Annotated in this window: 25 protein-coding genes and 1 pseudogene; 4 read left to right on the top strand and 22 right to left on the bottom strand. The window is 43.3% G+C overall.

Annotated features, from left to right (window positions below; all coding sequences use genetic code 11):
• Nucleotide 1 precedes the first annotated feature (1 nt).
• From AC0L6V_RS09720 to AC0L6V_RS09700, 5 genes are all read right to left on the bottom strand, one after another.
• Nucleotides 2-1243: a hypothetical protein gene (locus tag AC0L6V_RS09720; RefSeq protein WP_409419732.1), complete on the bottom strand. Its 1242-nt coding sequence runs from the start codon at nucleotides 1241-1243 to the stop codon at nucleotides 2-4.
• A gap of 127 nt (nucleotides 1244-1370) precedes the next feature.
• On the bottom strand, nucleotides 1371-1988 hold the full coding sequence (locus tag AC0L6V_RS09715) for a hypothetical protein (RefSeq protein ID WP_265218969.1): 618 nt from the start codon (nucleotides 1986-1988) through the stop codon (nucleotides 1371-1373).
• Between the two features lie 55 nt (nucleotides 1989-2043).
• A complete protein-coding gene (locus AC0L6V_RS09710; RefSeq protein WP_265218971.1) occupies nucleotides 2044-2691 on the bottom strand; it encodes a hypothetical protein in 648 nt (215 codons plus the stop codon).
• Nucleotides 2692-3023: 332 nt separating this feature from the next.
• Nucleotides 3024-3260 carry a 2OG-Fe(II) oxygenase family protein gene (locus tag AC0L6V_RS09705; protein ID WP_265218972.1) on the bottom strand — a complete coding sequence of 79 codons (237 nt, stop codon included), beginning with the start codon at nucleotides 3258-3260 and terminating at the stop codon, nucleotides 3024-3026.
• Nucleotides 3257-3715, bottom strand: coding sequence for a TIGR02466 family protein (locus AC0L6V_RS09700; RefSeq protein ID WP_265218973.1), 459 nt, complete (start codon nucleotides 3713-3715; stop codon nucleotides 3257-3259). The genes AC0L6V_RS09705 and AC0L6V_RS09700 overlap by 4 nt, the downstream gene beginning before the upstream one ends.
• 169 nt (nucleotides 3716-3884) lie before the next feature.
• Between AC0L6V_RS09700 and AC0L6V_RS09695 the strand changes: the two genes are divergently transcribed.
• Nucleotides 3885-5249 carry a 2OG-Fe(II) oxygenase gene (locus AC0L6V_RS09695; protein WP_265218974.1) on the top strand — a complete coding sequence of 455 codons (1365 nt, stop codon included), beginning with the start codon at nucleotides 3885-3887 and terminating at the stop codon, nucleotides 5247-5249.
• A gap of 153 nt (nucleotides 5250-5402) precedes the next feature.
• Here the strand turns inward: AC0L6V_RS09695 and AC0L6V_RS09690 are convergent, their stop codons facing one another.
• From AC0L6V_RS09690 to AC0L6V_RS09660, 7 genes are all read right to left on the bottom strand, one after another.
• On the bottom strand, nucleotides 5403-7292 hold the full coding sequence (locus AC0L6V_RS09690; RefSeq protein WP_418138975.1) for a YcaO-like family protein: 1890 nt from the start codon (nucleotides 7290-7292) through the stop codon (nucleotides 5403-5405).
• Between the two features lie 11 nt (nucleotides 7293-7303).
• Nucleotides 7304-7792 (bottom strand): YcaO-like family protein, encoded by a 489-nt coding sequence (locus tag AC0L6V_RS09685; protein WP_418138974.1) that lies wholly within the window; start codon nucleotides 7790-7792, stop codon nucleotides 7304-7306.
• 308 nt (nucleotides 7793-8100) lie between these two features.
• On the bottom strand, nucleotides 8101-8889 hold the full coding sequence (locus AC0L6V_RS09680; protein ID WP_265218979.1) for a hypothetical protein: 789 nt from the start codon (nucleotides 8887-8889) through the stop codon (nucleotides 8101-8103).
• 23 nt (nucleotides 8890-8912) lie between these two features.
• Entirely contained in the window at nucleotides 8913-9176 is a 264-nt protein-coding gene (locus tag AC0L6V_RS09675; protein WP_265218981.1) for a hypothetical protein, read from the bottom strand.
• A gap of 1 nt (nucleotide 9177) precedes the next feature.
• Entirely contained in the window at nucleotides 9178-12414 is a 3237-nt protein-coding gene (locus tag AC0L6V_RS09670; protein ID WP_265218982.1) for an AAA family ATPase, read from the bottom strand.
• Complete coding sequence (locus AC0L6V_RS09665) at nucleotides 12392-13066, bottom strand: serine/threonine protein kinase (RefSeq protein WP_418138973.1); 675 nt, start codon at nucleotides 13064-13066, stop codon at nucleotides 12392-12394. Before AC0L6V_RS09665 ends, AC0L6V_RS09670 begins: the two co-directional genes overlap by 23 nt.
• Before the next feature lie 2 nt (nucleotides 13067-13068).
• On the bottom strand, nucleotides 13069-14109 hold the full coding sequence (locus AC0L6V_RS09660; RefSeq protein WP_265218984.1) for an FHA domain-containing protein: 1041 nt from the start codon (nucleotides 14107-14109) through the stop codon (nucleotides 13069-13071).
• 333 nt (nucleotides 14110-14442) lie between these two features.
• Between AC0L6V_RS09660 and AC0L6V_RS09655 the strand changes: the two genes are divergently transcribed.
• Nucleotides 14443-14982, top strand: coding sequence for an NAD(P)H-hydrate epimerase (locus AC0L6V_RS09655; protein ID WP_418138972.1), 540 nt, complete (start codon nucleotides 14443-14445; stop codon nucleotides 14980-14982).
• An 82-nt stretch (nucleotides 14983-15064) separates the two neighbouring features.
• Here the strand turns inward: AC0L6V_RS09655 and AC0L6V_RS09650 are convergent.
• Both AC0L6V_RS09650 and AC0L6V_RS09645 read right to left on the bottom strand, forming a co-directional pair.
• Nucleotides 15065-15172 (bottom strand): annotated as a pseudogene (locus tag AC0L6V_RS09650) (transposase); the annotation flags it as partial.
• Nucleotides 15173-15180: 8 nt separating this feature from the next.
• Entirely contained in the window at nucleotides 15181-15966 is a 786-nt protein-coding gene (locus AC0L6V_RS09645; RefSeq protein ID WP_409419169.1) for an IS4 family transposase, read from the bottom strand.
• Nucleotides 15967-16038: 72 nt separating this feature from the next.
• Between AC0L6V_RS09645 and AC0L6V_RS09640 the strand changes: the two genes are divergently transcribed.
• Both AC0L6V_RS09640 and AC0L6V_RS09635 read left to right on the top strand, forming a co-directional pair.
• On the top strand, nucleotides 16039-17268 hold the full coding sequence (locus AC0L6V_RS09640) for an NAD(P)H-hydrate dehydratase (RefSeq protein ID WP_265218987.1): 1230 nt from the start codon (nucleotides 16039-16041) through the stop codon (nucleotides 17266-17268).
• Nucleotides 17269-17545: 277 nt separating this feature from the next.
• Complete coding sequence (locus AC0L6V_RS09635) at nucleotides 17546-18145, top strand: substrate-binding domain-containing protein (RefSeq protein ID WP_265218988.1); 600 nt, start codon at nucleotides 17546-17548, stop codon at nucleotides 18143-18145.
• A 248-nt stretch (nucleotides 18146-18393) separates the two neighbouring features.
• Here the strand turns inward: AC0L6V_RS09635 and AC0L6V_RS09630 are convergent, their stop codons facing one another.
• The 8 genes from AC0L6V_RS09630 to AC0L6V_RS09595 all read right to left on the bottom strand — a co-directional run bounded on the left by AC0L6V_RS09630 (nucleotide 18394) and on the right by AC0L6V_RS09595 (nucleotide 25862).
• Entirely contained in the window at nucleotides 18394-18924 is a 531-nt protein-coding gene (locus AC0L6V_RS09630; RefSeq protein WP_265218989.1) for a chemotaxis protein CheD, read from the bottom strand.
• A gap of 48 nt (nucleotides 18925-18972) precedes the next feature.
• A complete protein-coding gene (locus AC0L6V_RS09625; RefSeq protein WP_418138971.1) occupies nucleotides 18973-19998 on the bottom strand; it encodes a protein-glutamate methylesterase/protein-glutamine glutaminase in 1026 nt (341 codons plus the stop codon).
• A gap of 11 nt (nucleotides 19999-20009) precedes the next feature.
• The gene (locus AC0L6V_RS09620) at nucleotides 20010-20864 is read right to left on the bottom strand and encodes a CheR family methyltransferase (RefSeq protein WP_265218990.1); all 855 of its coding nucleotides are present in this window, start codon (nucleotides 20862-20864) and stop codon (nucleotides 20010-20012) included.
• Nucleotides 20865-20883: 19 nt separating this feature from the next.
• On the bottom strand, nucleotides 20884-21426 hold the full coding sequence (locus AC0L6V_RS09615) for a chemotaxis protein CheW (RefSeq protein ID WP_418138970.1): 543 nt from the start codon (nucleotides 21424-21426) through the stop codon (nucleotides 20884-20886).
• A gap of 82 nt (nucleotides 21427-21508) precedes the next feature.
• Complete coding sequence (locus tag AC0L6V_RS09610; protein ID WP_265218992.1) at nucleotides 21509-23500, bottom strand: HAMP domain-containing methyl-accepting chemotaxis protein; 1992 nt, start codon at nucleotides 23498-23500, stop codon at nucleotides 21509-21511.
• A 10-nt stretch (nucleotides 23501-23510) separates the two neighbouring features.
• A complete protein-coding gene (locus AC0L6V_RS09605) occupies nucleotides 23511-24701 on the bottom strand; it encodes a chemotaxis protein CheA (protein WP_418139084.1) in 1191 nt (396 codons plus the stop codon).
• Nucleotides 24702-24768: 67 nt separating this feature from the next.
• Nucleotides 24769-25557, bottom strand: a complete 789-nt coding sequence (locus AC0L6V_RS09600) for an Hpt domain-containing protein (protein ID WP_418138969.1) — start codon at nucleotides 25555-25557, stop codon at nucleotides 24769-24771.
• The gene (locus AC0L6V_RS09595; protein ID WP_265218998.1) at nucleotides 25554-25862 is read right to left on the bottom strand and encodes an STAS domain-containing protein; all 309 of its coding nucleotides are present in this window, start codon (nucleotides 25860-25862) and stop codon (nucleotides 25554-25556) included. Before AC0L6V_RS09595 ends, AC0L6V_RS09600 begins: the two co-directional genes overlap by 4 nt.
• Nucleotides 25863-25865: the final 3 nt, after the last annotated feature.

The raw sequence follows: 25865 nt of genomic DNA, 5'->3' as shown, positions 1-25865 counted from the left end.
ATTAATTACCCGTTAGTTGGTCAGTATTAACGGTTAACCCCAGCATAGGGGAGAGAGAAATATCACCAGTTGATATTGTTTCTGTGATGAGAAGAACTAGATTAGGCCCATCTTCCGACGTCGTGATTGTCAGCCCACCTGCTGGAATCTCAACGTTCTTAATGGCAAAAATAGCGATCTGTTTTTGAGCCATCGTATCGTCCAGTAGGGGTTTAACCGCTGCCACTTTTTGCGTATCTCCCAGTAAATAACTCATCGTCGGAGCTAGCAATTGGTGGAACTCACTTCGGTCGAGGTCTTTTCTAGACTTAGTCGATAACTCTTGTAAGCACGAATGATCATACATATGAGTAATATTGACAGATTTGGAGCCAATCATTTCACGCATTGAGTCCATATCACCTGCAATCGTTAGGAAGGGCACAATGCCTGATGTGGCTGAGGCATCTAAGGTGGTGGCGCCATTTAATCCGGTGTACTGATTTGATGCAGGAACAGCATATTGACTAACGAGTTGAGCGTAAGAATCGATCTCAGCTGCAGTGACACTCTGTTGTCCATTGCTGCCTACTTGGCCTGGGCTACCGCCACCGCCGTTGAGTCCATTTTGTCCAGGCGTTCCTGCATTACCCGTTTTACTTCCATTCGTGCCCGCTGCACCACCAAGTCCTCCTTGCCCACCTTGACCGCTAGCACCACCAGCACCACCAGCACCGCCTAAGGTATTCACTGACACATTAAGAGGTAAGCTATTACCCGTTTGATATTGAACGAGTGCTACGCCGCCGTTACCACCAGCACCACCGTTTCCGCCTGTGCCACCATTATTGCCGTTACCGCCATTACCACCATTCGCCGGTGTCTCGCCTTTACAGGCTGATCCGCTGGTAGTGCCCCCCGCACCGCCATTGCCACCCGTACCACCAGTGCCGCCAGTGCCACCAGCTCCGCCATTGCCACCTGCTAACTCAATATTGACGGTAAGGTTTTGGCTGTAGCTTTTGGCTCGAAAGGTCACCATTTTTGCGCTGGTGCCAGCTTCGCCATTTTGCGCTTCTCCGCCTTTACCGCCTGGAGCCCCTTCACCGCCTTTTGTGGCGGGTACACAACTGCTACCACTGCAGCTACTTTTTGAAGAGCTGTCATGGCCGTTTTCACCTGTCGCGCCTACAGAGCCAATCGCTCCAGGTTTGCCATCGACACCATTTATTCCATTCGCGATTATGTTTAACAGATTACTCATACTTGTTCCCTCTGTAAGTAGTAGCAAGCACGTGCCTCTTGTATATCAGAACGACAATGTGACGCGTGCTTGCTATTAGAAATGTATGTTTAATTGTTGATTTGATAAGCCAAATCAACGTGTTCAATTAAGCGGTGGTTACATACACCTTGCCGACGGTGCCGTTTTGACCATTGCTTCCAACGGAACCGCTACCGTTATTCCCTGTTCCCTGGCCGGGAGCACCGCCAGTACCACCTGTTCCGGCAAGACCTGTCGAGTAAGTTATGCTTACTTGCGCATTGTTTGAGGCCGTCACATATAAATCTGCCGAGTTGCCACCATTGCCGCCTGTGCCGCCATTGCCGCCAGCACCACCGACACCTTGAACGCCATTACTTGCAGGGGTGCATAAATCTGTGCAATTGCCTGCTTTGCCGCCTTGACCACCAGCACCGCCATTACCACCAGCACCACCAGCACCACCATTGCCTGCTCCGTATAAAATAGTAATTGCACCCGTAACACTGCCCAGTGACACTGATCCACCGCCATAATTTAGGCCATTTGTACCGTCGCCACCTTTTCCCCCAACCCCGCCAGTTCCACCTTGAGAACCATTGGTAGGTTGTTGTGTGCACTTTGCGCCTTTACCTCCCGACTGAGTACTTGTGTTGCCATCTGAACCAGGGCCGCCAGTGCTACCCACACCACCTGGTTGTCCGTTAGAGCCATTGTCTGCGCCAAATCTGAAAGTTGTAGTCATGATCTTGTCCCTTTGAAAAGTAAAAAATGGTTATGAGTTAAAACAGTTGCTCATGCTATTTTTGGGTAAAGACTTGAGAGGTCCATTGTGTGGAGCCACCAATAATCTGGATCTCACCACCTTGTTCTACAGTGACAGTGCCAAAATTCACCACAATTGGTTTGTTATCTTCGCTTTTTAGTATTAAGGGGTTACCCGGAGAAACAGTGACATTTTCCGCCGCAAAAACTGGAATCGTCATTGGTTTAGGGAAGCTGACTTTGTTGATGGCGTCTTCGTATTTTTTTACTTTTTGGGAGTGTCCCATGACGTAGGCAAGTGTGGCGTTGGCAAGGTGATGGGCATCCTGCTTATAGCTTTCGTGTAGATTGCGTTCAAATGAACAGCCATCAGGGGAATCTTTATGCAACTTTAATAAAGTTGAGGAAGGTTCTGGTGGGTAGTTGATGTGATGATCAGATTTAGTACCAGCATCGATTTCATCGTCTTTAACCCCAAGCTTGTCTTTGAGGTCCTTGATACTGGTCGCCATTACCCAACCAGAAGGGGCATAGTGTGATTCGTTGACATTCGACGATAATACAACGCCATTACCGGATCCTGATGTGTTGATTTCAGGAATAATGTCAGCTTGCACAATATTATGTTTTGCAAGTTCGGTTAGTTGATTTTTTTTATGTTCTGCCGTTAATGTGTTACTCATTTTTTAATCCTCTCTATTATGTTTCCATATTGTCTGCCTTGACGATTTACCCTCCCTTATAAAGCATTAAAAAGTAAATAGCGTTCGACAGGTCTTTTAAAAAAATGATCTTGTATTGCTCTTTATTTTCTAAAATTTCAGTATTGTCTTTTTATTATATTTGGACGACTTATAGTTATACTTAAAAGTAAATAAGTAAATTACACAATGTTACACGGATTTTTTGGAGGGCTATCGCATACGAAGAGAGACAAAAAGGCTAATATTTATCAATTACTTGAGTTGTGTTAGATGAAAATTAGCCTGATGAAAGAAGACTAAATTGAAGCGTATTACAGTTTTACCCAGCGGTCAGGTGAGGGCATCAGGAACTCTGGAGTCCCGCCGTCGGTTTGTTTTTTAGCGGTAATCACTAGGTCATATGAAATCGACACCCTTGGGTCATCGCATTGATTTGTTGTTACATCATGGGGTTGTTTGGATGGGAAAATCACAATTCGACCTTCTTTCGGTGCGTAATCAACCTGTTCAAAATTCAGTGCATTAAAATCACAATAGGCTTCAGTCATGCTAGAACTAAGGCTTCCAGAGAGTTCATTATATTTATTGACGTTAAAAAAACGTGTTGCTCCTGGTCGGCTCCAGTTCCTACCGAGACATAGTACACAACACTTAAGTTAGCATTAGGGTGAGTGTGTCTGGATACGCTTTGTCCTTTTTCGGCGATGATGGGCCAGGAACGCTGGGCATAAATATCAATCTTGCTCAGATCCAATCCAAGCGTTTTAAGGTATATCATTGCGTGTTTTTTAACTTCTGTTGTGAGCCAAGAAAAATCTACGTCATTGTGTAGCTGATCTATATCGTGTACATCTCCCGTCCAACTGGATTGATCGTTGGTTCTTTTTGTCACTACTTTGTTTTTAAGTGAGTAGATCTTATCCAGCATGCTGTTTTTATAATCTGCAGAGTTTGCAATATCTTCATAGTATATTGCGAGTGGGAACCAAATATCGATAGCCATTTTTAATTCCTTTTTGATTTATTTTGTAATCGTTGATTTAACATTAATGTTTCACCACTTATGTTTTTACAGTGATTAATCTATTTAATTAGGTTAAAGTGTCGAAATTATTTTTACAACTTTATTTTGTTGTTTTATTTAAATGGAAGAGGTTGAAAGGAATACTGACATGAATGGTTTTAAGACACCCATTGCTGAATTAACCGATTTGTACTCTGAAAAAGATGATATTTCTTTACCCGATATTGAGCAGCATGTCCTATGGCGAAATGCGTATTTTCAGCACTTTTCGAGTCGGGCCGCATGGCAGCAATATCGAGCTGTAATCGATGATCCGCAGTTAAAGCATTGGTGCGAAAAAGAAAGTGGAAATGCTCAATCACTTATCGACTGTCGTGGCTGGAAAGTTTTTAAGGATGCAATAGAGAGAGTCTATAGATACCTTATGAGCGAGGGTGTTGCGCTTGAAAGAGCCACCGTGACATTACCAGTGATTTTAAGTATCGAACAGCATGCCAAGGAAGAGTTCGCCCGCGGCGAGGCATCATTGTGTATTTATATCAGAATTGATTTCAATACGGGCGCACAAATGTGTTTGCAGTCAAAAGAGCGAATGGCTGTAGAAATAGAATGCGGTGCTATGCATATTGTCAGTGGCTATCAACGGCATCGTCTTGCTGGAAAGGGGGTTGTGATGGCTTTTCAGATTGATCTCCCGTCGATTTCAAGACCAGACGTGTTGAATACGACATATGAGTCACAGGATAGCTTAAACGACGAATGGATATTTTACGCGGCGGTTGCTCAACCGATTCATCATCCTCTTGTTAGTTTTGAATGCATCAAAGAGAAAATTGATTGGCTAGAACATCGGGCATACAAGCGTTATCGTCGTCTTGAATGCCCTGTTATAAAAAAATATCTGTTGGAAAACGCTAACCCACAGTTTGCCACCCAAGCAGAAAAAGATGTTGTGAGAGGCTATGGCAATCAGACAAATACAGTTGAGTCGAATCGTTTTCATCTAAAAGAACATATTCTGGTGCTGACGGAGCTTCAGTGCTCAGCATTAGTTCAGTTTATTGATGACAATATCTCTTCCGCCGTCATTGATAGTGTTGATGATTTTCCTGAATATCAGGTCGATGTGTCTTTCGAATTGCTTTCCCAATTGGTTGGAAAGGAAACTTGTCAGACCATTCTTGACCTTCCTAACGTGCTTGATAACTCGCTTTCTCATAAGCTATCGTCTCAGCTCGGGTATTCGCTATTTCTTCGCCTTTATTCGGAAGAAACAAGGCCATTAATACCTTTTCATCACGATATTTGTGCTTACACCTGTGTCATTGCCTTGAACGATCAATCCGATTTTTCCGGTGGCTATTTTGTGATGTTAAATGGCGATAATCTAGAAAGGGCAGCTTGGAAGCAAGGAGAGGCCTTGCTTCATTCGGGTAATCTTGTTCACGGAGTGAGCAAAATGAACGCGGGAAAACGTTACTCACTGGTAATGTTTACCAACTACCTTGACTAAAAATGCTTGAACCTGTAGTAAGTCGTGCCTTTAGGCCGACAAAAAAACCACCACGACAAGTTACGTCTTAATGCTTGATTGAAGACGCTAGGGTTAATAAATCATCGGTGATGCCTCCTTCGCACCTATTTGAATAGATATTTGAACAGCGCTTTAAATAGCGGTTCGAATGAGGCTTTCATCTAAGATGTGTTCTGCTTGAATGGCTATTTGGTCGGCGTAGGCCATCAGCAGCGCCTCGCGTTCTATCCATTGGTCAAATTGTTGGGTGGTGAGTGTTAAGGCCTGAATTTTTTGGCTCATCTTCTCAAACTCTACTCTGTTATCTTCTGAGATACATTGCCAAGCTAAAGCTACTTTATGAAAGGCAGGGCGAATCCAAGGTTTCACGTCTATACCAAGCTCCTGAGCGCGTTCTAAGGCAAGGACTCTTAGCTTTGCTGGTAGCTTGTCTTCTTCCAAGTGCTTAATTGGTTCTGTTGGGCTGGGCAAGTTAATGTCAATTTTGGGTTGGCGTTGTTTAACCACATCATTGATCAGGGTGTACCAAGCATCATTTTCTTGCAGTACATAACTGACGGTTTTTGCTGCTAGAGTGTTGAGGTCTATCTTGGCAATGTCTTTGAGCAAGTGAATAGCGTCTAGTTCTTTCAAAGATTGGCTGTGTTGTTTTAAAAATAGGCGCAATGCTTCTAGCTTATCAGAGGCTATGCCTTGGGTAGAGTGCTGGGTGGAGAGCAGGTCTTGGGCAAAAGAGCATAATTGCGTGTGTGTGCGTTCTGGATACCAGAGGGATTTGAGTTGTTTTTCAAGTATCTCTGCCTGTGCATGGGTAAGTATTCCTTCGTTGCAGGCGCCAGCAAGGTCGTGGCGTAAATCCACCATGGCTCTTGATACCAACATATAGTTCAGCTCGGCGGGACCGTGAGTAAGCGCCACTTCATCATCGTCTTCGTATTCACCGCTGGCATAGCGCTCATATATTTGCCCTGAGCCGACCATGCCAAACACATTTAACTCAGCGGCTCTTAACGCCCCCATACTAGAGCTGCCGTAGACATGAATACCAATGGACATGGCGTGAAGAATTTCTTTATGCCAGACTGCTGGCACCGATTCGAAAAAACCATCAATCAAGACGATGATTTGCGGCTTGTCTAAGGTGGCAAGGTAAAGATCGCCTTGTTTCGCTGGTGGGCGAACATCGGCATTGGGCAGGATCTCTAGGGCTTTTTTTCGGCTAAGAGAAGGGCCTGCAAAGACAATCACGCTTTCCTTACTTTGGCTATTAACGATTTGTTCTCGGCGTTTCTGATGTTCTTGTCGCTCTTGGTTTTCTTGTTTTAAAGAGAAGTTCAGCGCCCGTTGCCCAAAAACATAACCCAATACATCGTGTATGCCTTCCAAACCGGGAGCGATAACGCGCACAACGGGAATATCAAATTCGGGCTTGGTGAGGTCGATCATAATAGGCGCAGGCAGATTGTGTTTTTTCAGTTGAGCAACCAGCAAAGCCAAATCTTCTTCTATGGTGTCATGCAGCCAAGAGTCTATGTGGTTGAAATCAATATAAGAAGGGGTATCCATTAGCTCTGAACGGACTAACTCTTGGTACGCCATGTTTTGACGAGATTTATAGTCTTTTAAACTGGCATCGTCACGGGAGCCAGAGATCAGGGTTAAGCGAGTTTGCACCGCTTCTGTGATGGCGCGCATTATGGCCACATGTTTATCAAGATGAGTGCCAGAGCCAGACATAGGGTAAAGAGGGCGATGCTGGCTTTCTTGTCGATTAATAATGGTGCAAAAGAAAGTCGGAATATTCAGGTCCGAGGTGACATTCCACACACTCACCATGACATCCGCGTCTTCAATTTGCTTGATCAGCGCTTGAATCGTTGCATCAGTAATGCTGGACAAATCCACCTTTTGCTTGGCCTGTTGGTGTTTGGGTAGCAAGGACCAGAGCGTCATGGCATCCCGTTCAATTAATTCGCATAAGGCGTGGCTGGTGGCTTCTTCGCGAGTATTGCCCGATGCCAAACCATTGGTACTTAACTGAAAGCAACCACTACCGGGGGCAGGGGTACGGTAAAGTCACAGTGCACCAGATCATAAGGCACATACACCTCTGCTCCGGATTCTAACTCTTTTCCTGCAACCCAAGGACGTTTTGTCTCGGGTGAAAAGGGCATCACATTCATTCTGGGGACTTGAGCCACATCCACCACAGTATGAGATTTGGACAACTCGGTGAAGTTGGTAAATCGCATCGGCAGGTCGATGTGTTCCGCATGATAGGTTTCGATGGCCTCCATCGCGGCCGAGGCCTTGGCTGCCGCCACGGATATGCCCTTGCCTTGGGAAACGGCGACCGCTTTTGCATTAGGGCGACACGCGGTAATCACAGGAATACCAATATCATCCAGCCCAGTGACATTGGCGAGACGGGTAATGCCCATGGCCGCCAAGTGAGGCTGTATTTTATTAAGTGTTTCTTCAGGGGAAACTGTACGATGGGTGCCAGTACGATAGGTTTTCATAGCCTGTGTCCTTGCGTAGAAAGCTTTTTAGACGTTTGTCCTTTCCCTAGATTATTTTGGAAATGGTATAGCCTTGCTAGATCTTGAGGAGAATAACCTTGCCTAAGGTCTAGAGGAATGGGGGGAATCTGTAGGCTTGCTTGTTGCTGGCGGTTTATTATTTTGATATGAGGCATTTGTAATGGATTATCCTTTATCATTATCTTTCTATTTGCTTATCGCTGATTCTATTTACAACGGGCCAGACTTTTTTATTAAATTTAGGCGGATTCGTTAAATGGAGTCCGCCTTTGGTGCTTGATATTAAGTTAAGATTTGAATGTTCTTAAGTTAGCTACATAACATGTGGCGGGGATTGCTCCAACTGAACCAAATTCAATATTATGTTTGGTAGTGGAACCTGACCCAAGATCCTTTGGATTAATTGCTCCTGCCTGTACTTGAGCATCGCCATAATAGGTTTTTAGGTGTTCAATGGAGATGTCTTGATGAGTTGGTGGCGTTTTAGGCACGACTATATACTGATTAATTTCTTCTGCACGAATGTAACTGACGCAATAACTATAGCATTCAGTGCTAGAGCGCGTGTTGTCCGGCTTTTGAAAGAAGGCTACATATAAATTCGCCTCTTTTGGCACAGCTTTTAGTTGGCTTTGCTTGTCTTTAGGTACAGGAAGAAAGGTGTTAGTGGCTATTGGCAGAGCGCCATTGGGGATGGGCGTATCAGCGACGGCTGGAGCGGTGTCGGCGATTTGTATCATATTAAGACGACTCATTTTCAGCTGGCGTAAATCGAGAAAATAACCCGGTTGATAGGTGTCTGCCGGATTGATTCCTGAATTTCCCGCGGCTTGTTCTATATTCCATGGAATCACTTTGGTGACTGCAGGCCCCATTAGATTAGCAGGATAAACCCCTTCCTTGTTTAAAAAGAAGCGTTGAGCAAAGGTGCCATCGACATTGACTTTTTCGATAATGCGGGATTCGTCTGAGTAAAGCTCATAGGGCAGGTACGCAATGCTGTCTTCTGCTAGCATGACATAAATGTCATTCATGGAAGCAATGGCTTCATCGCTAAGGTTTTGTAAGTCTGACATAGCCTTTTCCTTTTTTAGGTCCATTAAAGAAGCCGATGTTCGGCCGCGGTTTCGGTGAGCTTCTCGATGAGAGAAGTTCGTTGAGAAATATTATTAATATCAGACAGCAGCAAGAGTAGCTGTTCGATAGTCTGTGGAAAGGGAACTTGTCTCGGGTCAAGTAATATTGTCGCAAAATTGGGAACTTGATGAATGTGTTTATCCGCAAAGTCATTATTTACACCGCATAGCGCGATAGCCTGTAAATGAGATAACCATAAAAATGGGTATTCTAAGCGTGTTGTCACATCATTCCATTGGATTAAGCATTGTGCCAAATAGGTTGCTGCTTGTTTGTATTTTTTTTGTAAAATAGCTCCAGGCTAGATTAGCTAACGCGACGGCAACATAATCATCCATTTTAGTTTCATGGGCTAGTATTAATGCTTTCTGTGCAAAATCTTGTGTTGAATTTATATTATTCAGTAACCGATAAGAAACTGAAAGGTATGTGTAGCAACGTGTTTGAAGAACTTTATCCTGATTCGCTTTAGAAAAATCAAGAGCAGTATGTAATATTTTTTCAGCTTCAAAATACTCATTGCAAAGATTTAAACTAAAACCAAGAACAAAAAGAGCATTGGATAGTATTCCTTTATCATTGCATTTTTTTGCATATTTTACAGAGTTTCTAGCAATATCTAAATCGTCTGATGTAAGTCTATAGCGTTTATCTCTAAACTGTATATGTAACTTGTCATCATAATATTTGGCAATTTGCTTATTGTCCCCAATGATTTGAATAACAGGTTCAACTTCTGAAAAAATCAACTTCATTTCATCAGTATTTCCTAGCCAATAATGCACATACAAGATGGCGCTTTGTATCTCTAGCCAAATTTTCCACCAGTCGGATTTTTCCGGCGTGTCTGAATGGGGCGCTTTTAATAGTGAAACATGAGCCGCTTGGTAGTGCTTGAGTGCATCATCATGTTGATGAACCACTTCGTAGGTTTTGCCGAGGGCGATTTGTGCCGAGGCTAAGGCTTGGTAGTTGTTTGCTTGTTCTAGAAGGCCGATGAATTCTTGCAGTATTTGTCTGGCATTGTCGTGTTGTCCGTCCCGAGCGAGGCAGTTGGCAAGGCCTTTTAGTATGGCTTTGAGTTGCTCTTGTTGCGTTTTTTTCTGCTGTTGCTCTGGGGCCATCTTTCGATGAGCATTTAAGGCACTTTGGTATAGGTGTATGGCATCGTTGACGGCAAAGGTGGTTTCGGCTTCGCTGGCAGCTTGGTAGTAGTAGGCGCTGGCTTTGTCATGTTGCTGGGCTTTTTCATAGTGTTGTGCGAGGTCGGTGGCGACAAAGCGGTCAATGTTTTCTGTGGTATTGATAATGGATTCAGCAATACGTGCATGTAGCTCTAGTCGTGCCTTTCGCTCAATACTGTCATAGCCTGCGTCTCGTACCAAGGCGTGTTTGAACAGGTAACGGTCACCATCGACGTGACGTTGCTGGATAATGAGTTGGTTGTCGATCAGTTCTGCTAAGTCGTTTTGAACTTGCCGTTCGCTAAAGTGAGACGCGGCGATCAATAGATTGTAATCAAATTGGCGACCAATAGCGGCTGCTAGTTGTAAGGTGTCTTTGGCATAGATAAGGCCGTCGATTTTGTTTTGTATAGACTCGCGCAAGCTGCTGGGAATGTCATCGATTTTTTGTGGATCAATAAAGTCGATAGTACCCTTTGTTAGCTGAACCAATTGACGACGCTTGAGCATGGAAACCAGTTCTTCAATGAAAAGCGGAATGCCATCAGTGCGAGCCACCAGTAGCGTCATTACTCGGCTGGCAATATTGGCCCCTTCAAACAGAGTATGAATGAATTCTTCTGTGGCAGTCTCTGTTAGTTGTTCGAGTGGAATATGGGTCAACGGATTATTTGCAAAGACGGCAGGGGCCGACTGGCGCGAGGTGGTGATAATGCCTTGTATCTTGTCTTGCTTTGCTAAATAAGCAATGAATTCTACAGTGGTAGCGTCTGCCCAGTGAATGTCTTCAAAAATATAAACATGTTCTGCGGACTTGCTGGATTGAGCCGTTTGCTGCTGATAGCAGGTAAGAATATAAGTCAATCCTTCAAATAAGAGGGATTTTTGTACAGTGGGTTCAAGACTGGATAACTGACGGTTTTCAATGTCATTAATGTTTAACCATGCAGCTAAAAGAGTGATGATTTCCGCTGTTGGTCCAGATAAATTCCCCTTTTCTATCAACTGAGTGAGTTGCTTGCCTTGGCTTTGTGGCTGCTCTGTTTGTTGCTGGTCTGTTTTTTTCTGGGCTATTCTTTCCTTGGCTATTTGTTTTTGGTTAAAGAGCGACGTTAGTAGGCGTTTTATAACGGATAGAATAGGAAAAAGAGCATTGTTTTGGTGTTCTGGTAGTGCTTGGAAAATATGATGCGTTCGCTTGGATTCTAGCTGCCGGAACTCATGGATGAGACGTGATTTACCGATTCCCGCTTCACCGTGTAAATGAATGATTCTGCTGTGGTTTGTGGTGTTTTCCAGGGCGCTGCGTAAAATGTCTAGCTCTGTGGCGCGTCCGATCAGTGGGTGGTTGTTGCGCACGCCACGCATAAAGCCAAATGCTTCTATGACGCGTTCGGCGATGAGTTGAGTGTAGTTTTGCTGTGCGCTTTTGTGTTCGGAAAATTGACGCTCGGAAAACTGATAGTAGTTGTCCAGTATGGTTTTGGTGTCAAGGGAGCACAGAATGCTTTGTCCTTGTGCCTGTAATGCTAGATCACTGGCGTGATGGCTGGCAAAACCATCGGGTACAGTATTGCCGCGTTTTAATAAGATGCCAGTGTGAATACCGATATTAAGCTCAAATTCGCAGCCGTGGCGGGCACTCATATAGGACTGTTGTTTTTTGGTTAAGCTGATGATTTCCAATGCGGTGCGTGCGGCTAAACGGGCATCGTGATCAGTGGCAACTGGGTAGCCAAAGTAAAACACAGAAAACCCCGTTAAATTGCCCACATGAAAGCCACCATAGCGCTGGGCGACATCGACGCATTGGCTGCGAGTGGCTTGAAATAGGGTTTCAACCACATCTGTGTCGGCGGTGTCTGTGTTAGCGATATCTTCTTCAAGGTTTTTGACGCGAATACGCAAGGCGAGGGTGGTAATTTGCTTGCGTTCTGTGGCTTGAGTGGCGTTGACGGCTAAATGGTTTGGGTCGTCTTGACGTAATACTAGAGTGTCATCGAGGCCGTGGTTTTGTGATGTGACGGGTAGAAAACGACCTTCTAAGTTGTGGGTAATCAGTTCATTTAATTCATTGTAAAGGGCTTGGGCACTATTGATGCGTTCACTGGCATTTTTGCGTAAGCTTCTTTGCAGTAGTTGGCCCAGTGGATGTGAATGAAGGGCCGCCGGTATCGGCACTGGAATGTCGTTGAGGTGTTTATGATAAATTTCTGCGATGCTGGCACCATTGATGGCTGGGGCACCGGTTAAACATTCAATAAAGACCAGACCCCACATGTAGAGGTCCGCACTGAAAGTAGTGAGGCTCACCGCGTAGCTGTTCTGGGGCGCAATAAGTTGGCGTGCCGATGGACTCTTGGGTGATGGTGAGGGCCTTATAGTCTTCTGCCCTTTGTCCTAGCGTGAGTGTACTGATGCCAAAATCCAATAGTTTTATATGATGCTTTGCCCCAGTCTGCAAGATCATGATGTTAGAGGGTTTGATGTCGCGATGAATGATGCCTTGCTGGTGGGCGTGTACTAGGGCGTCCAGAACTTGCAGCATAATGGCGTGTGTTTCTGCCACACTTAGGGCGCCATGTTGTTTGAGGTAATCGCTGAGTGAAATACCATCCACGTACTCAAAAACACTATAGAGAGTGTTGTCGTCAATGCGGCCTTTATCCAGTAAGCGAACAATATGTGGATGGGACAGCTGGCAAACGAAATTACTTTCTCGTTCAAAGCGAGCCAATTGTTGCTGCCTGTGTTTCTGAGTGGATTGTGTTGCAAATTGGAGGAATTTTATGGCAACGGTTTGTTTGGTTTTTTTATGAATAGCCTTAAATACCGAACCAAAGCCGCCTTGACCGATTTTATGTTGTAGGTCATATTCTTCAGAGTCAAACTGAAGATGGACAAACTCATTCTGTATGGCAACCACCGACATAGTCAGTGTGCTCCTAACATTGTTTCTGACAGAGTTCCTTTGATTACTTCTACTTTAGATGTATTCAGCCTTACTTCCCCATCTTGAAGTTGCAATAACTGACAAGCATCTACACCGCTAAAATTGACGGTGTCACGAATTCTTGTACGTAGGCGATGAAGTCGAATGCGAGTGTTGTCGGGTTCGATGCCAAGTGCTTTAGAGAGATCATCTAGGTTAATCCAGCCGCAATGGCATTCCGAATAGCCTTGGTTTTTATCAGCGATGGATTTGCGAGCCAAACAAAGCAATAAATATAATTGGCTCTGAATACGGTGACCTTCGATCACAGAAGCGCTTTTACTATCCTTTATGTGGAGTTGGATTTCTTCTTCATTATCAGAAACATGTAAACTTAATTCGAGATCATCAAGCGATTTAGCGGTTGGCTTATTTTCAAAGGTTTGGTACTCGATTCGATTGCTTTGTAGGCGATAAAGCGAGTCGTTAATGCAAATACAGTGGCCATCTTGGATGGCCTTGCTTTCTTCTCTTTCATCATCATAAATAATGTACCAACCTTCATTTTCATAAAAAAGATTAAGCGTTTTTTCTACCGATGTGACAGGTCTTTCAAGGTAGATTGCTGCTTTATTTCGTTCCATGCTGACTAATACATCACAGGGTTTAAGGTCATTTACCATGATGAAAGCATCACCCGTTTTAGAAGATAGAATAATTTTGTCTGATTCGTGTAGTAGATGTGGTTGCTCTTTGAGGATTTTGTTGTTGTTGAGCCAGACGCCATTCTTACTTCTGTCCTCTATATACCAGTTGTTGTCTTGCCAATAAATAATGGCATGAATACGCGAAATATCAGCGCCAGCCAGATTAGTGTGGCATTCAGTTGAACGGCCAAAGGTATGGTAAGGGCGTAAATGAATGCATTGGCCAGTGGAGGAAAGCAGAGTGCCGCTTTTAATAGAGGAAATTGAGGAGCCTGACATTTGGGGCAGGTTGGTTACGGAACAAGAAGCGCTAAAAACTTTATTGATATTAGACATGGTCATTAATCCGTTAAATGCGATAGCTAGGAGTTAGTATTAATTATTTTTTTCTCAATACAACTTTAAGTTGTATCTGTACTCTGATGAAAAAAGAAACAGTTTCAAGTGGTAACATTGCTGCAAAAAAGAAAGTGTTTTAATAATATGTGGGTCCAATTTCGGCGGATCTTAAACACAGTGTCTGGTTTTTTAGTACTGAGCAAATGTTAACGCTATACTTAGATCTATAAGTTACTTGGAGTCGGCCGTATCATTTTAATAATGTAATGGTGCTCGCTAAACTAGATGAGTAATCTCATTTATGATTCGGAATAAGTTGACTACTACATCATGATTAATGCGTTAAACCCAAACACTCAATTACTTCTAACCGCAAGCGAAATGACTGAGGCAGACAAAGCCGCAGTGGTGGCGGGTGTGCCTGCGATAGATTTAATGGCCGCAGCGGGGAAAACCGTAGTGGATGCGTTGATGCAGCGTTGGTCTAAGTGTTCTGTTTTAGTGCTTTGTGGGCCGGGTAATAATGGTGGCAATGGTTTTGTTGTCGCTCAGTTACTAGGATCCGTTGGCTGGCCTGTGCGGTTGGCTTTTATGGGGGCTGTTGAAAAATTATCGCCTGAAGCCAAATATTTCTATCAGGCTTGGCAAGGTGAGGTTGAAGCCTTAAGGATCCCCACATTTATTTCTAGCACTTGGTTTCCAATAGAAGAAGGTCTAACGCCTCAAATAACATTTTTTCTGTTATTTCATAACGGGAGGTTTTCAGGATCCTTTTGGCTAAATAGCAATAAGACAATACTCGCCTCGTTGTTATCGTATTTGATTGGAAATGACGATGATAACCTTGCATCTCTGCCGCTTTCCCAATGACGTAAAGGCACCATTGAGCAAGTAAGGCAATTAACAGAAGGGTTTGTAATCGCTCAATAGATTGGCTTCGGCTACGTTTTAGTCCTAGCCCATAATATTCGTTCTTCGTGTCTCGGAATGCTTCTTCGATGGTCATTCTGCGCTTATAAATATTGACTAGAGCAAGAGGAGGAAACTCGCCTTTTGGCAAGTTACTGACTAGAAACCAAGGCTCTCTGTTTGCTTTAGAGCACTTCTTATAATTGTTACAGTTTGGTCTTTTAACGGGTTTGCTTTTTTCTTTGTAGGGCGTGGACTTTTATACAAAACACCACGACAAGGCCATTGTTGTTGTTTTGATAGACGCAAGCCGGACAACTCCATTGGTTTTGTGGTGGCTTGATGATGATAACCGTCAACGAGAGTCCATTGTGGTCGTTTATCCGTTTGGCATTTTACCGTTCCACGTGTACGTGCAAGCCAATACCAATCTAATTGCTCTATTGCTTTGAACCACGGAACCTTAAATCCTGCGTCCGTGCAGATAATAGGGGTACAGTCAGAGGGAAGTATTTGCTTTAAATTATTTAAGAAGTCGACATGTCTTTTATGATTATTCATAGCTCCTTCAGGGTGTACTTCTTCATATAAGGTGAAAGCTCTTCCCTGAAAGGCCACTGAGGCGCGCAGTAAAACAAAGCTAAAATCATAAACACTTGACCAATCAACAATGATGGGCAAGAACTCTTGTGAAGAAAAGTGAGAGGCAAGGGTCTTATAAAATTGATTTCGGCATTGGTGTAATTGGATGTTTCCTAACAGTCGATCAACTCGTTTAATGCAATATTTTTCAATGACGTTAGCGTCTTCTCCTAGTTTTCTACCAATTGCCGTTAGGCTTAATCTGGCGCCTTCTTTAACGGAGGATACTGCATCTGATAAAGCTGTATAGGTTCGCTTATCAATGGAGATTGAATTGTCAGGAAGTAAACTCGATAATAACAATGTGATGCCCCTTGTCTGGCTTATTTTTTGGCGAAAATAGTTTAACCAACAAGTGGGCATCACTCTATATTTGTGGGGATCCTTAAGGTTGAAGCCTATTCTGTTGATTTATTAGAGCAAACTGATCTGGTTATTGATGCCATGTTTGGTGCGGTTTTGACTCGTCCTTTAGAAGGCAAATCTCGCGATATGGTTGACGCTATAATCGCACGAAAAGTGCCCGTTTGTGCGGTGGATGTGCCCAGTGGCGTGGATGGCACAACAGGTGCGGCGCTTGGAGCTGTAGCACCCGCTGAATTAACTGTGACATTCTTCCGCAAAAAACCGGGACATTTGCTGCTCCCTGGTCGTGCATTATGTGGTGAGCTGGTGGTTGCGGACATCGGTATTCCTGAAATGGTGTTGAATGAGTTAAACCTTCAAGCATGGGAAAATAGTCCTGAGCTTTGGTATCGAAATTACCCTTGGCCGCGGACGGATGGACATAAATTCCACCGTGGTCATGCGCTGATTTACGGCGGGGAGAGCATGACAGGCGCCAGTCGTTTAACGGCTCGTGGCGCTATGCGAATCGGGGCTGGGTTAGTGACTTTGGCGGTGCCGATTAAAGCGTGGCCTGTTTATGCGACTGCGATGACGAGCGTGATGGTAGCGAAGCTAGAGGTGAGTCAAGAACAAGAAGATTTTGAAGAGTTGCTATTAGATCCGCGATATAACGCCATTGCCGTTGGGCCTGGGGCCGGATTGGCGGGATTTGAACGGATTCGCACGCGAAAAATCGTGGTCACAGCACTGGAAACGAATCGTGCCACCGTGTTGGATGCGGATGCGCTCAGTGCATTTGCAGAAGACCCACAAACTCTGTTTGACGCCATTAATGGTCCTTGCGTGATGACCCCCCACGAAGGCGAGTTTGCGCGACTGTTTCCTGAAGTTAATAAAAGCCATCCTGACGACAAATTAACGCGAGCGCGTATGGCTGCCAAATTAAGCGGTGCTGTCGTGGTGTTAAAGGGCGCAGATACGGTGATTGTCTCGCCAGATGGCCGAGCAATTATCAATGCCAATGCGCCAGCGTATCTTGCCACGGGAGGATCCGGGGATGTATTGGCTGGCTTTATCGTCGGCTTACTTGCACAAGGCATGTCACCATTTGATGCGGCTTCCATAGCGGTATGGTTGCATGGTGAGGTAGGTAATAATGTTGGCATTGGCTTAATCGCCGAAGATTTACCAGAACATCTTCCCAAGGTGCTCTCGGCTTTTCAGAAACACTGTCTTGGACGTTTTAAAAATAATTAAATACAACAGATATTGTTTTAGTTTTGTTGAGCACGTCGGAGTGTCCGTTTTGGAATATACAGAGCGAATGCTCTCTAGCGATAAAATGTCCATCAAGCAGACTTACAATAGTTAACAAGAAGTGACAATAAAGTGGTAAAAAATATTGAAAAAATAAGGATATTTTAAAGAGGCTTAAGCTAATCTATGTGAATCTCAAACATTACACAAGATTTTATTTTCATCTGACCCTGAGGTATCTTTCTTAAACAAAGGCATCCTTGCTGAAACTCAGCATTTGTCCATTGGGGTATTGCCAACGTTATCGAGAAACTTCGTTGAGCACTTTGTCAGCCCACTGCTGGCCAAACCTGAGGTGAGCTTTTCATTGACCGCTCGTGGCATGAGCGACCTATTAAATGGTTTAACCAATCATGAATTGGACCTTGTACTGACCAATCGTCCTGTTAGTGTCGAAACAAAAGACGCGCCTTGGATTGTGCAACAAGTTTCCCGTCAGCCGCTCGCTATTGTTGGCCCGAAAGAAAGTAAGATACACACACCGTTTTCGCAAGGGTATGAATCGGCTCATTGGATACTACCAGGGAAAAACACCGAAATCCGAACGGCGTTTAACCTGCTTTGTGCCACATGGCAGTATCAGCCTGATGTCAAAGCTGAAGCCGATGACATGGCGATGCTGCGTCTTCTCGCGAGGGACAGCGGCGCCTTAGCCGTGCTACCACCCGTCGTTGTGAAAGACGAAATTCGACAAGGATTGCTGGAAGAATATCAACGCCTACCCGACGCTTACGAACACTTTTACGCCATCACCACACAACGCAAATTTGTGCAACAAGTTTTAATAGAATTGTTGCAGAAGAGCCAAAATATTTAGGCGAGCATTCCCCATAAAGAACGTATTAACATACGGCCACAAGGTCTTTTTAAATTAAATGTGGGAGGGCTGCCCATCTTTGCTAAGGGAGTCAAGTATAAATCTAGCATACAGTTAATGACCGCCTGAGAGCTTCTATATTTATGTAGGACACTACACCACACTTTTCGCGCCTTGATTGATACATTTTCAAACAGCAACAGCTTCATGTATCGTATTTTGATACGTAAATTGAAGTAAGTTGCTAGTTAGGAAACGCCTGTTAGTGATTCCTGATTGCCCATTTTTATAATGGGAGAGAATTTCACCCAGACATCTCCTGTTTCAATATCAAACACAATTCTACGATGACCAAATTCACCAACATGGGCGACCAAAATAGGAACTTCATGTTTGCTAAGTAATTCAAATGCAGCAGCGACATTTTTCTCCCCAACAGGACGTCTGTTGGGATCAGATTGATCAGTACGATATTGTTTTTCATACATATTGCCGCCTCCAAATATTTTCGCCTGATAGTCTCGTAATTGTGTGTGGTTTCGCTTCGCAGAGCGTGCGAACAACGTCATACAATCATCTGCGAATCTAGGGTTTAATCGTTGGTCATTACGTTCAAATCGGTAGGGAAGTGCAAAATGGCACATGCCTCCAATACGTTTTTCTGGATGCCATAGAGCAATGGATATACATGAGCCTAATAGGGTATGTACTTGGGCTTGTTCATTACCAAAATAATAGTCGCCAGCATGTAAAATAATACGCTGCTTTGTAATTTCCATGCTTAAAATGCTTTTAACAAACTGTCGGCGATTTTATCTAGAGGTAATTCATGCTGAGCCTCCTCCTCGTAAAACGGCTTCTTTGGGCATGCCATAGACAACACAGCTATTTTCGTCTTGAGCACACGTCCAAGCACCTGCTTGGTGTAGTTCCAGCATTCCATTTGCACCGTCATCTCCCATTCCAGTTAAAATTGCAGAGACAATATTGCTACCACCGTATTTAGCTGCCGATCGGAATAAAACGTCTACAGAAGGGCGGTGTCTTGAAACAAGTGGTCCTTCTTTTACTTCTACGTAGTAACGCGCCCCACTGCGTTTTAGAAGAGTGTGCTTATTGCCCGGTGCTATTAGAGCTTGTCCTCGTAAGACGGCATCGCCATTCTCGGCTTCTTTAACATGAATTTGGCACAGTCCATCTAAACGTTGTGCGAACGAACGAGTAAAGCCTTCTGGCATATGCTGAACAATAACGATACCAGGGCAACCAAGTGGCATGCCCATTAACACTTCTTTTATAGCTTCTGTGCCTCCTGTCGAAGCACCAATGACAATGACTTTCTCCGTTGTTTCCTCCATTGCTTTTAGTGTTGGTAGACGTTTCGATAATACTGCGTCTGCACTTAGTTTTTGTTCGGGAGTATTAGGGCGCTGCAATTTGGAAACACGAGCATGAGATGCTGCTTTGATAGCATCTCTTATCATCTCTTTCGATTCCTCAATAAATCTTTGTGTACCTAAAGTGGGTTTTAAAATAATATCAACCGCACCAGCCTCTAGGGCTTTGGTGGTTGTTAGTGAACCATCTGCGACTAAAGAAGAGCATATTACTACTGGAATAGGGTGTTGCTTCATTAGTTTGGTTAAAAAGGTAATACCATCCATTCGCGGCATTTCTACATCGAGAGTGATGACATCCGGTTTGACTTTTTTTAGTTTTTCCGCGGCCACAAATGGGTCCTGCGCTGTAGCCACTACCTCTATGTCTGGGTCATCGTTCAGAATGGTTTGTAAAGCTTGTCTAACTAAGGCTGAGTCATCAATAATTAAGACTTTGATTTTTGATTTGTTCATAAACAGTCGCCTTATAATTTACGATATATCGTAGGTTGTAAGCGTTCGAACAGGCCTGTGTTATCAATAAGAGATTCTGAATGGCCAATCATCAGAATGCCTCCCTGTTTTAATGCATGGCAAAATCGCTCAGTTAAAAGGCTTCGATCTAGGTTATTGAAATAAATCATCACGTTACGACAAAAAATCACGTCGAAATGCGCTTGCCAATTATGCCAATCGCCAGTGATTAAATTAAAGTAATCAAACTTAACGGGGGCTCTAGCTTCAGGGGCGATTTTTACAATGTTTTTACGTGGGTCTTTACTTCGAAGCAGATAGCGTTGCCTTAACGCCAACTCAATGGGTTCTACTTTCTCGTGTGGATAGATAGCAGTGCGTGCTTTATCTAAGCACTTGGAAGATATATCTGTGGCAGTAATTCGGAAATCAAAACTTGGGTATTGACGCTGAATTTCTAGCATCTCAATGGATAATGTGTAAGGTTCTTCACCACTAGAACACCCTGCGCTCCAGATCTTAAGGGGGTCTTTTGAGTGATAACGATGCTTATCCAAATACGCTTTTAGAAACAAAAAATGGGCATCTTCACGATAAAAATCGGTTTTATTGGTTGTTAGGGCATCCAATAAATTTTGACGCTCTGAGGCTCCTTCGAAATCTTTTAAGGCAAAGTGGATGTAATCCCTTAAATTGCTAAACCCCAGAATCCTTTGGCGCTTACGTAGTCGTGTTTCAATCAAAGTGCGTTTAGACGCAGGCATTTGAATGCCTGCAGTACTTTCTACAAATTCTGAAACAAGACGATGTTCTACCTCACTAATTGGATCAGCTTTTAATGAAGGAAGCGCATAAGTGTCTGACATATTGTTATAGCCTTTCTTATTAGGAATGGTCTGAATCCGCATCGGACATTGTTTCAATTGCTTGATTTAAGTCGTCATCAGCAAGAACTTTTGGAAGGTCTAAAATAATAATGAAGTCATCATTATGTTTTCCCATCCCACTAATAAAATGCGCATTAATGCGGCTACCGATTCTTGGTGGCGCACAAATATTGTTGCCTTCTAGTTCTATGACTTCTTTGACTGCATCGGCAAGCAACCCAAGCGCAACGCTTTCACCTTCTAATTGCACATCAACAATAACAATGCATGTATTGACTGTGATGTCCATGACGTCCATGCCAAACTGTCTTCTAAGATCAACAACTGCTACTACTTGTCCGCGTAAGTTGATAACGCCTAAAAGGAATTCAGGCATCCTTGGCACAGGTGTGACCTTGCGATATTCAAGTACTTCTTGTACTTGAATAATGTCCGCACCATATACTTCACCATCTAATAAAAACGTCAGTAACTGGACATTTCGATAATTAACGGCTTCCGCATGCTTAGACGAAATCGAGGTGTTTTTTTCTGTTGTCATAGTGTGCCCCCCAATTTTCTAGGCTTAGTACCGAACAAATTCAGAGTTGTCATCGCCTAGGTCTAAGTCGATGCCGGAGGACTCATGCTGAATCTGTGTCTCTTTTCGAGCCGATAACATGCGTGTTGATTTCGCTGATTTCCCCCGTATGATTTGTAAGCTTACCTTTAGGTGCTTTGCCACTAACGTGTTTGAGTTTGAAGAATTTCATTGTTTCAGTGAGCTGATCAGCTTGAGCAGATAATTCTTCAGAGGTGGATGCCATTTCTTCAGCGGCGGCTGCGGATTGCTGTACAACTTGATCTAATTGTTGTAACGCTTTATTCACTTCGACTGCACCCGCATCTTGTTCTCGTGCTGAAGCGCTAATTTCTTGCACTAAGTCTGATGTTTTTCGGATGTCGGGAAGTAATTGTGCCAACATGGTTCCTGCTTGTTCAGATACTTCTAAACTGCCTTTTGCAAGAGCGACTATTTCCCCCGCTGCTGTTTGGCTGCGCTCTGCTAATTTGCGAACTTCGGCAGCAACGACAGTGAAGCCTTTTCCATGTTCACCTGCTCTAGCGGCTTCAATGGCCGCATTCAATGCTAGTAGGTTAGTTTGACGAGATATCTCTTCAATAATACCGATTTTGTCGGCGATTTCTTTCATGGCTTCAACCGCTTCATTTACGGCTTTACCTGTCGCTTCTGCATCGACGGCAGCTTTGCGAGCAATTTGCTCTGTCTGTTGTGCATTGTCAGCGCTGTGAGCAATATTGGACGCCATTTCTTCCATTGAAGATGAAATTTCTTCCAATGATGCTGCTTGTTCTGTTGAACCTTGTGCAATCTGTTGTCCTGTTGCACTGAGCTGACCACTGCCTGCGGCGACATTGCTGGCTGCTTCAGATACCTCACCTACGATCTGGCTTAAACTCGTGTTCATCGAGCGAAGCACGCCATAAATGTCCGAGTCGCTAGCTTTCGGGTCAAATTCTGAAGTCAGATCGCCTTTGCCAATAAGGTCGGTAATACGACTTACAAGGTTAACACGGCGGATAACTACCCACGCAATTAGTACTGCTAGTATTACTGATATTCCAAAAGCACTCATCAATTCCAGACGCGCGTTTGCGTAGGCCGTATCGCTGAACTCTTTGTCTTGGTTCATGTTGTTTGTATTTATTTGGATAATACCAGCAAGATACTGCTCTGCTTGTTCAAGCTGTTCTCTAGCCGTAGTGGTTGATAGTGCAAATGCTTTAGCATTGCCATTTTCGCGGCTGATGTCTTTAACTTGATTATGCAAGGCCAAGTAGCTGGTGACTGCATTACGTAGTACGGTTAATTGTTGCGAATCATCACTTTGAATCAAAGAATCCATGCGCTTTAAAGAGATATTTAGCTTCTCTATCAGTTGTTTAGCTTCAGTGTCATAATCATTCATTTCATCTTCAGATAGCGACATGATTAGGTTTTTTTCGGCACGCTGAATTTGCAGTAACATAATATTGATATGCAATAGCTCGCGTTGAAGCTCAAGATCTGACTCTCGTTTATCACTAGCTATGTATACCTTAGTACGCATTTCTATATCTGATGCCATATCAGTAATTGCAGTTTGTAATAAATCGAACTGATGGCGGGCATCAAGTTTGCTTAACTGTTCTGCTCGCACATTTGAGTTTAAGCGCGCGAGTCGACGAATTTCTGCATTGATATCTAAATATTTTTGCCAAGATAACTCAAACTGATCCAGCTTCTGTTTGCCTTCATCGTTGGCAATAAAGCGAATCTCTTCAAAATAACCCAGAAGCTCAGCTTGTTTCTTTTGGGCTTCAGCAGCGAATACGTCCATTTCTTCCGCGGTATTTGACAAAATGATATTTTTCTCAGCACGGGAAATGTAAAGCAAGTCTTGGCGCATTTCTTCTGCTAGAGTTACTTTTCGAGCGGAAAAATCGACGATGTTGTTAAGCTTTTCATTTATCCCCGAGAGTGAAAATATTCCAAGGTAGTTGGTTATACCCATTAATGTAAGTAGTAAGATAAACGCTGAGACAATTAATGTTTTTAATGAAACTCGATTCATGTTGAACCTCTTATTTCGCAATCTTTAAATGAATTTGTTTAGATGAATAGTCCCGACCAGCAGCTTCCAGCAAAGCAGCAGGGTCAAGGATCATAGCGACACTTCCATCGCCTAATATGGTGGCACCACTAAATCCTTCTGCCCCTTGGTATAACTTTCCTAATCGTTTGATAACGGTTTGGTACTGACCAACCACCTCATCAACGCAAAAACCAAATCTTTCCTCACCAATGTGGGTTATCACAATTTGTTCATACATAGGCTTTGGTGCATTAACGCCAAACCAATCTCGTAGAATTAAAAAGGGAATTTGCTCACCTCGTACTTCAATGATTTGGCGTGTGCGAACATGTGCACGTAAATTGGCAGGCATTTCTATGCACTCTTCAACATTACTAAGAGGGAGTACATAATATTCATCACCAACTTTCACCATTAGTCCTTCAATGATCGCAAGAGTCATGGGTAGCCGAACGGAGAATTCTGTTCCTTCTCCTTCTTTGGAGTGAATGGAAATTGTACCGCCGAGTTCCAGTATGGAGCGTTTAACAACGTCCATTCCAACCCCACGACCAGAAATATCAGAAATGGCTTTGGCTGTTGAAAAACCAGGTTCAAAAATCAATTGGTGAACCTCTGCTGTGCTCAGTTCAGCATCATGTGTGATTAAATGCCTTTCAATAGCCAATTCGTGAATTCGTTTTGTGTCTAGACCTTTACCATCATCTTGTATGGTAATGACAACATGAGAATCTGCATGTCGAGCAGTTAACGTAATACTACCTGTTGCAGGTTTACCTTCTGATAGACGTACATCACTGCTTTCAATTCCATGATCAATACTATTGCGAATAAGATGAATTAACGGGTCGGACAACTTGTCTAACACCATTTTGTCTAGTTCGGTTTCACCACCTATGGTGATGAGTTCAATCTGTTTATTAAGCTCTTTAGACAAGTCTCGGACTAGTCGGCGAAATTTTCCGAATGTGGTGCCGATTGGCAACATGCGAATACTAAATGTCTGATCACGCATCTGAGTTGTCAGTTGATCCAGCTCTTCGGCGATCGATAAAAGGTCTTCATTATATTCAGATGCGGCAACTTGATTTAATCGTGCTTGTACAATCACCAGCTCCCCAACCAGGTTCATAAGCTTATCTAAGCGAGATGATGGGACTCTGATTGTTGGGTCGTTCATCTCTGATGTAGTGATATTGCGTATGGATTTTTGATTCTCGAGATTATTGCTATGACATCCATCTTGCTTATTTGAAGAGATTGTCTCGATATGAATTTTCGCTGGGGTTTCTACAAAGTGTGTTTTGAGGCTCATTGGGTAATTCATCAGAAGATATAGCTTCAATCGAAATTTGCCAATCATCAGCAACGAACATGAAGGTGTCTTCAATAGAGGGTAGAGGTTCATGGGTAATTAAGATAACTTTCCAGCTTAGTACACATTCTTCTGGCTCAAATTGCTCGAATTCCGTTAAACGGCTTATGTCTGTTTCAACATAACATGGGCCAAAACTGTGTAACTCGCGGAGAATTGGTGCGATGTCTAAACCTGATTTAAATGAGTTTAAATCAGGTTTAAAAGAGATTTGAAAACAGCTTTGTGAAAGGGAATCATTTTTTTCAAGTGTATTAATGCTTTGATCTAAAACTTTAGGGCGATCGTTTGAGTTGATTTTGTCATATAATTTGTCTAGATGAATTTGACTAGCCGTAATTTGCGCTTCGGAAAAATCAGTATCTTCTAATAAGCCTGCAATGAAATCTCCTACATCTAAAAACACTCCAATTAAATCAGAATTAAATGACAGCTCACCTTTTCTGATTTGATCTAATACGGTTTCAAGGTGATGTGTAAAACTGGTTAGTTGGTGGTAACCAAACATTCCGCCAGCACCCTTAATAGTGTGTATAGAGCGAAAAGCTGTATTAATCAGTTCTTGATTTTTAGGCGTTATTTCGAGTTCTAGTAACACGGCTTCCAAAGAAGCTAGATGCTCTAATACCTCTGTTTTAAACGTATCGACTGGACCAATCATGATGTCACCAGGTGCGTTAGTGCAGCAGAAAAGTTGGTATGCTCAAGTAGCCTGAGTGTATCTGGTGAACCACCTTGTATTTCAACGGCAATGCCTTGAAGTGCCAAATGATGAGAAAACGCCAACAAAAGCTGAATACCAGCGCCATCCATTTCTTCAATGGGGTCTAAATCTAGAATGATGACGTGTGCGGGATCACATGGCAGCAGTTTAAATGCATTATAAATATTTTTAGTATTAAAAATTGTCATGTCTTTTGGCAGTTGTAGAACACCATTTTTAAGTACTAATTCAGCATTTGGCATATT

The sequence above is a fragment of the Marinomonas sp. G8-14 genome, assembly GCF_055808935.1.
This window is presented reverse-complemented; position numbering and strand designations above follow the sequence as displayed.

Bases quoted from the DNA above. Each gene is read 5' to 3' on its own strand.
- AC0L6V_RS09615 (WP_418138970.1), bottom strand. From the start codon at position 21,426: ATGACAACAGAAAAAAACACCTCGATTTCGTCTAAGCATGCGGAAGCC.
- AC0L6V_RS09680 (WP_265218979.1), bottom strand. From the start codon at position 8,889: ATGTCAGACTTACAAAACCTTAGCGATGAAGCCATTGCTTCCATGAAT.
- AC0L6V_RS09605 (WP_418139084.1), bottom strand. From the start codon at position 24,701: ATGAACGACCCAACAATCAGAGTCCCATCATCTCGCTTAGATAAGCTT.
- AC0L6V_RS09705 (WP_265218972.1), bottom strand. From the start codon at position 3,260: ATGACTGAAGCCTATTGTGATTTTAATGCACTGAATTTTGAACAGGTT.
- AC0L6V_RS09620 (WP_265218990.1), bottom strand. From the start codon at position 20,864: ATGTCAGACACTTATGCGCTTCCTTCATTAAAAGCTGATCCAATTAGT.
- AC0L6V_RS09715 (WP_265218969.1), bottom strand. From the start codon at position 1,988: ATGACTACAACTTTCAGATTTGGCGCAGACAATGGCTCTAACGGACAA.
- AC0L6V_RS09600 (WP_418138969.1), bottom strand. From the start codon at position 25,557: ATGATTGGTCCAGTCGATACGTTTAAAACAGAGGTATTAGAGCATCTA.
- AC0L6V_RS09595 (WP_265218998.1), bottom strand. From the start codon at position 25,862: ATGCCAAATGCTGAATTAGTACTTAAAAATGGTGTTCTACAACTGCCA.
- AC0L6V_RS09630 (WP_265218989.1), bottom strand. From the start codon at position 18,924: ATGGAAATTACAAAGCAGCGTATTATTTTACATGCTGGCGACTATTAT.
- AC0L6V_RS09625 (WP_418138971.1), bottom strand. From the start codon at position 19,998: ATGAACAAATCAAAAATCAAAGTCTTAATTATTGATGACTCAGCCTTA.
- AC0L6V_RS09720 (WP_409419732.1), bottom strand. From the start codon at position 1,243: ATGAGTAATCTGTTAAACATAATCGCGAATGGAATAAATGGTGTCGAT.
- AC0L6V_RS09695 (WP_265218974.1), top strand. From the start codon at position 3,885: ATGAATGGTTTTAAGACACCCATTGCTGAATTAACCGATTTGTACTCT.
- AC0L6V_RS09700 (WP_265218973.1), bottom strand. From the start codon at position 3,715: ATGGCTATCGATATTTGGTTCCCACTCGCAATATACTATGAAGATATT.
- AC0L6V_RS09610 (WP_265218992.1), bottom strand. From the start codon at position 23,500: ATGAATCGAGTTTCATTAAAAACATTAATTGTCTCAGCGTTTATCTTA.
- AC0L6V_RS09655 (WP_418138972.1), top strand. From the start codon at position 14,443: ATGATTAATGCGTTAAACCCAAACACTCAATTACTTCTAACCGCAAGC.
- AC0L6V_RS09685 (WP_418138974.1), bottom strand. From the start codon at position 7,792: ATGAAAACCTATCGTACTGGCACCCATCGTACAGTTTCCCCTGAAGAA.
- AC0L6V_RS09670 (WP_265218982.1), bottom strand. From the start codon at position 12,414: ATGTGGGGTCTGGTCTTTATTGAATGTTTAACCGGTGCCCCAGCCATC.
- AC0L6V_RS09660 (WP_265218984.1), bottom strand. From the start codon at position 14,109: ATGTCTAATATCAATAAAGTTTTTAGCGCTTCTTGTTCCGTAACCAAC.
- AC0L6V_RS09710 (WP_265218971.1), bottom strand. From the start codon at position 2,691: ATGAGTAACACATTAACGGCAGAACATAAAAAAAATCAACTAACCGAA.
- AC0L6V_RS09665 (WP_418138973.1), bottom strand. From the start codon at position 13,066: ATGTCGGTGGTTGCCATACAGAATGAGTTTGTCCATCTTCAGTTTGAC.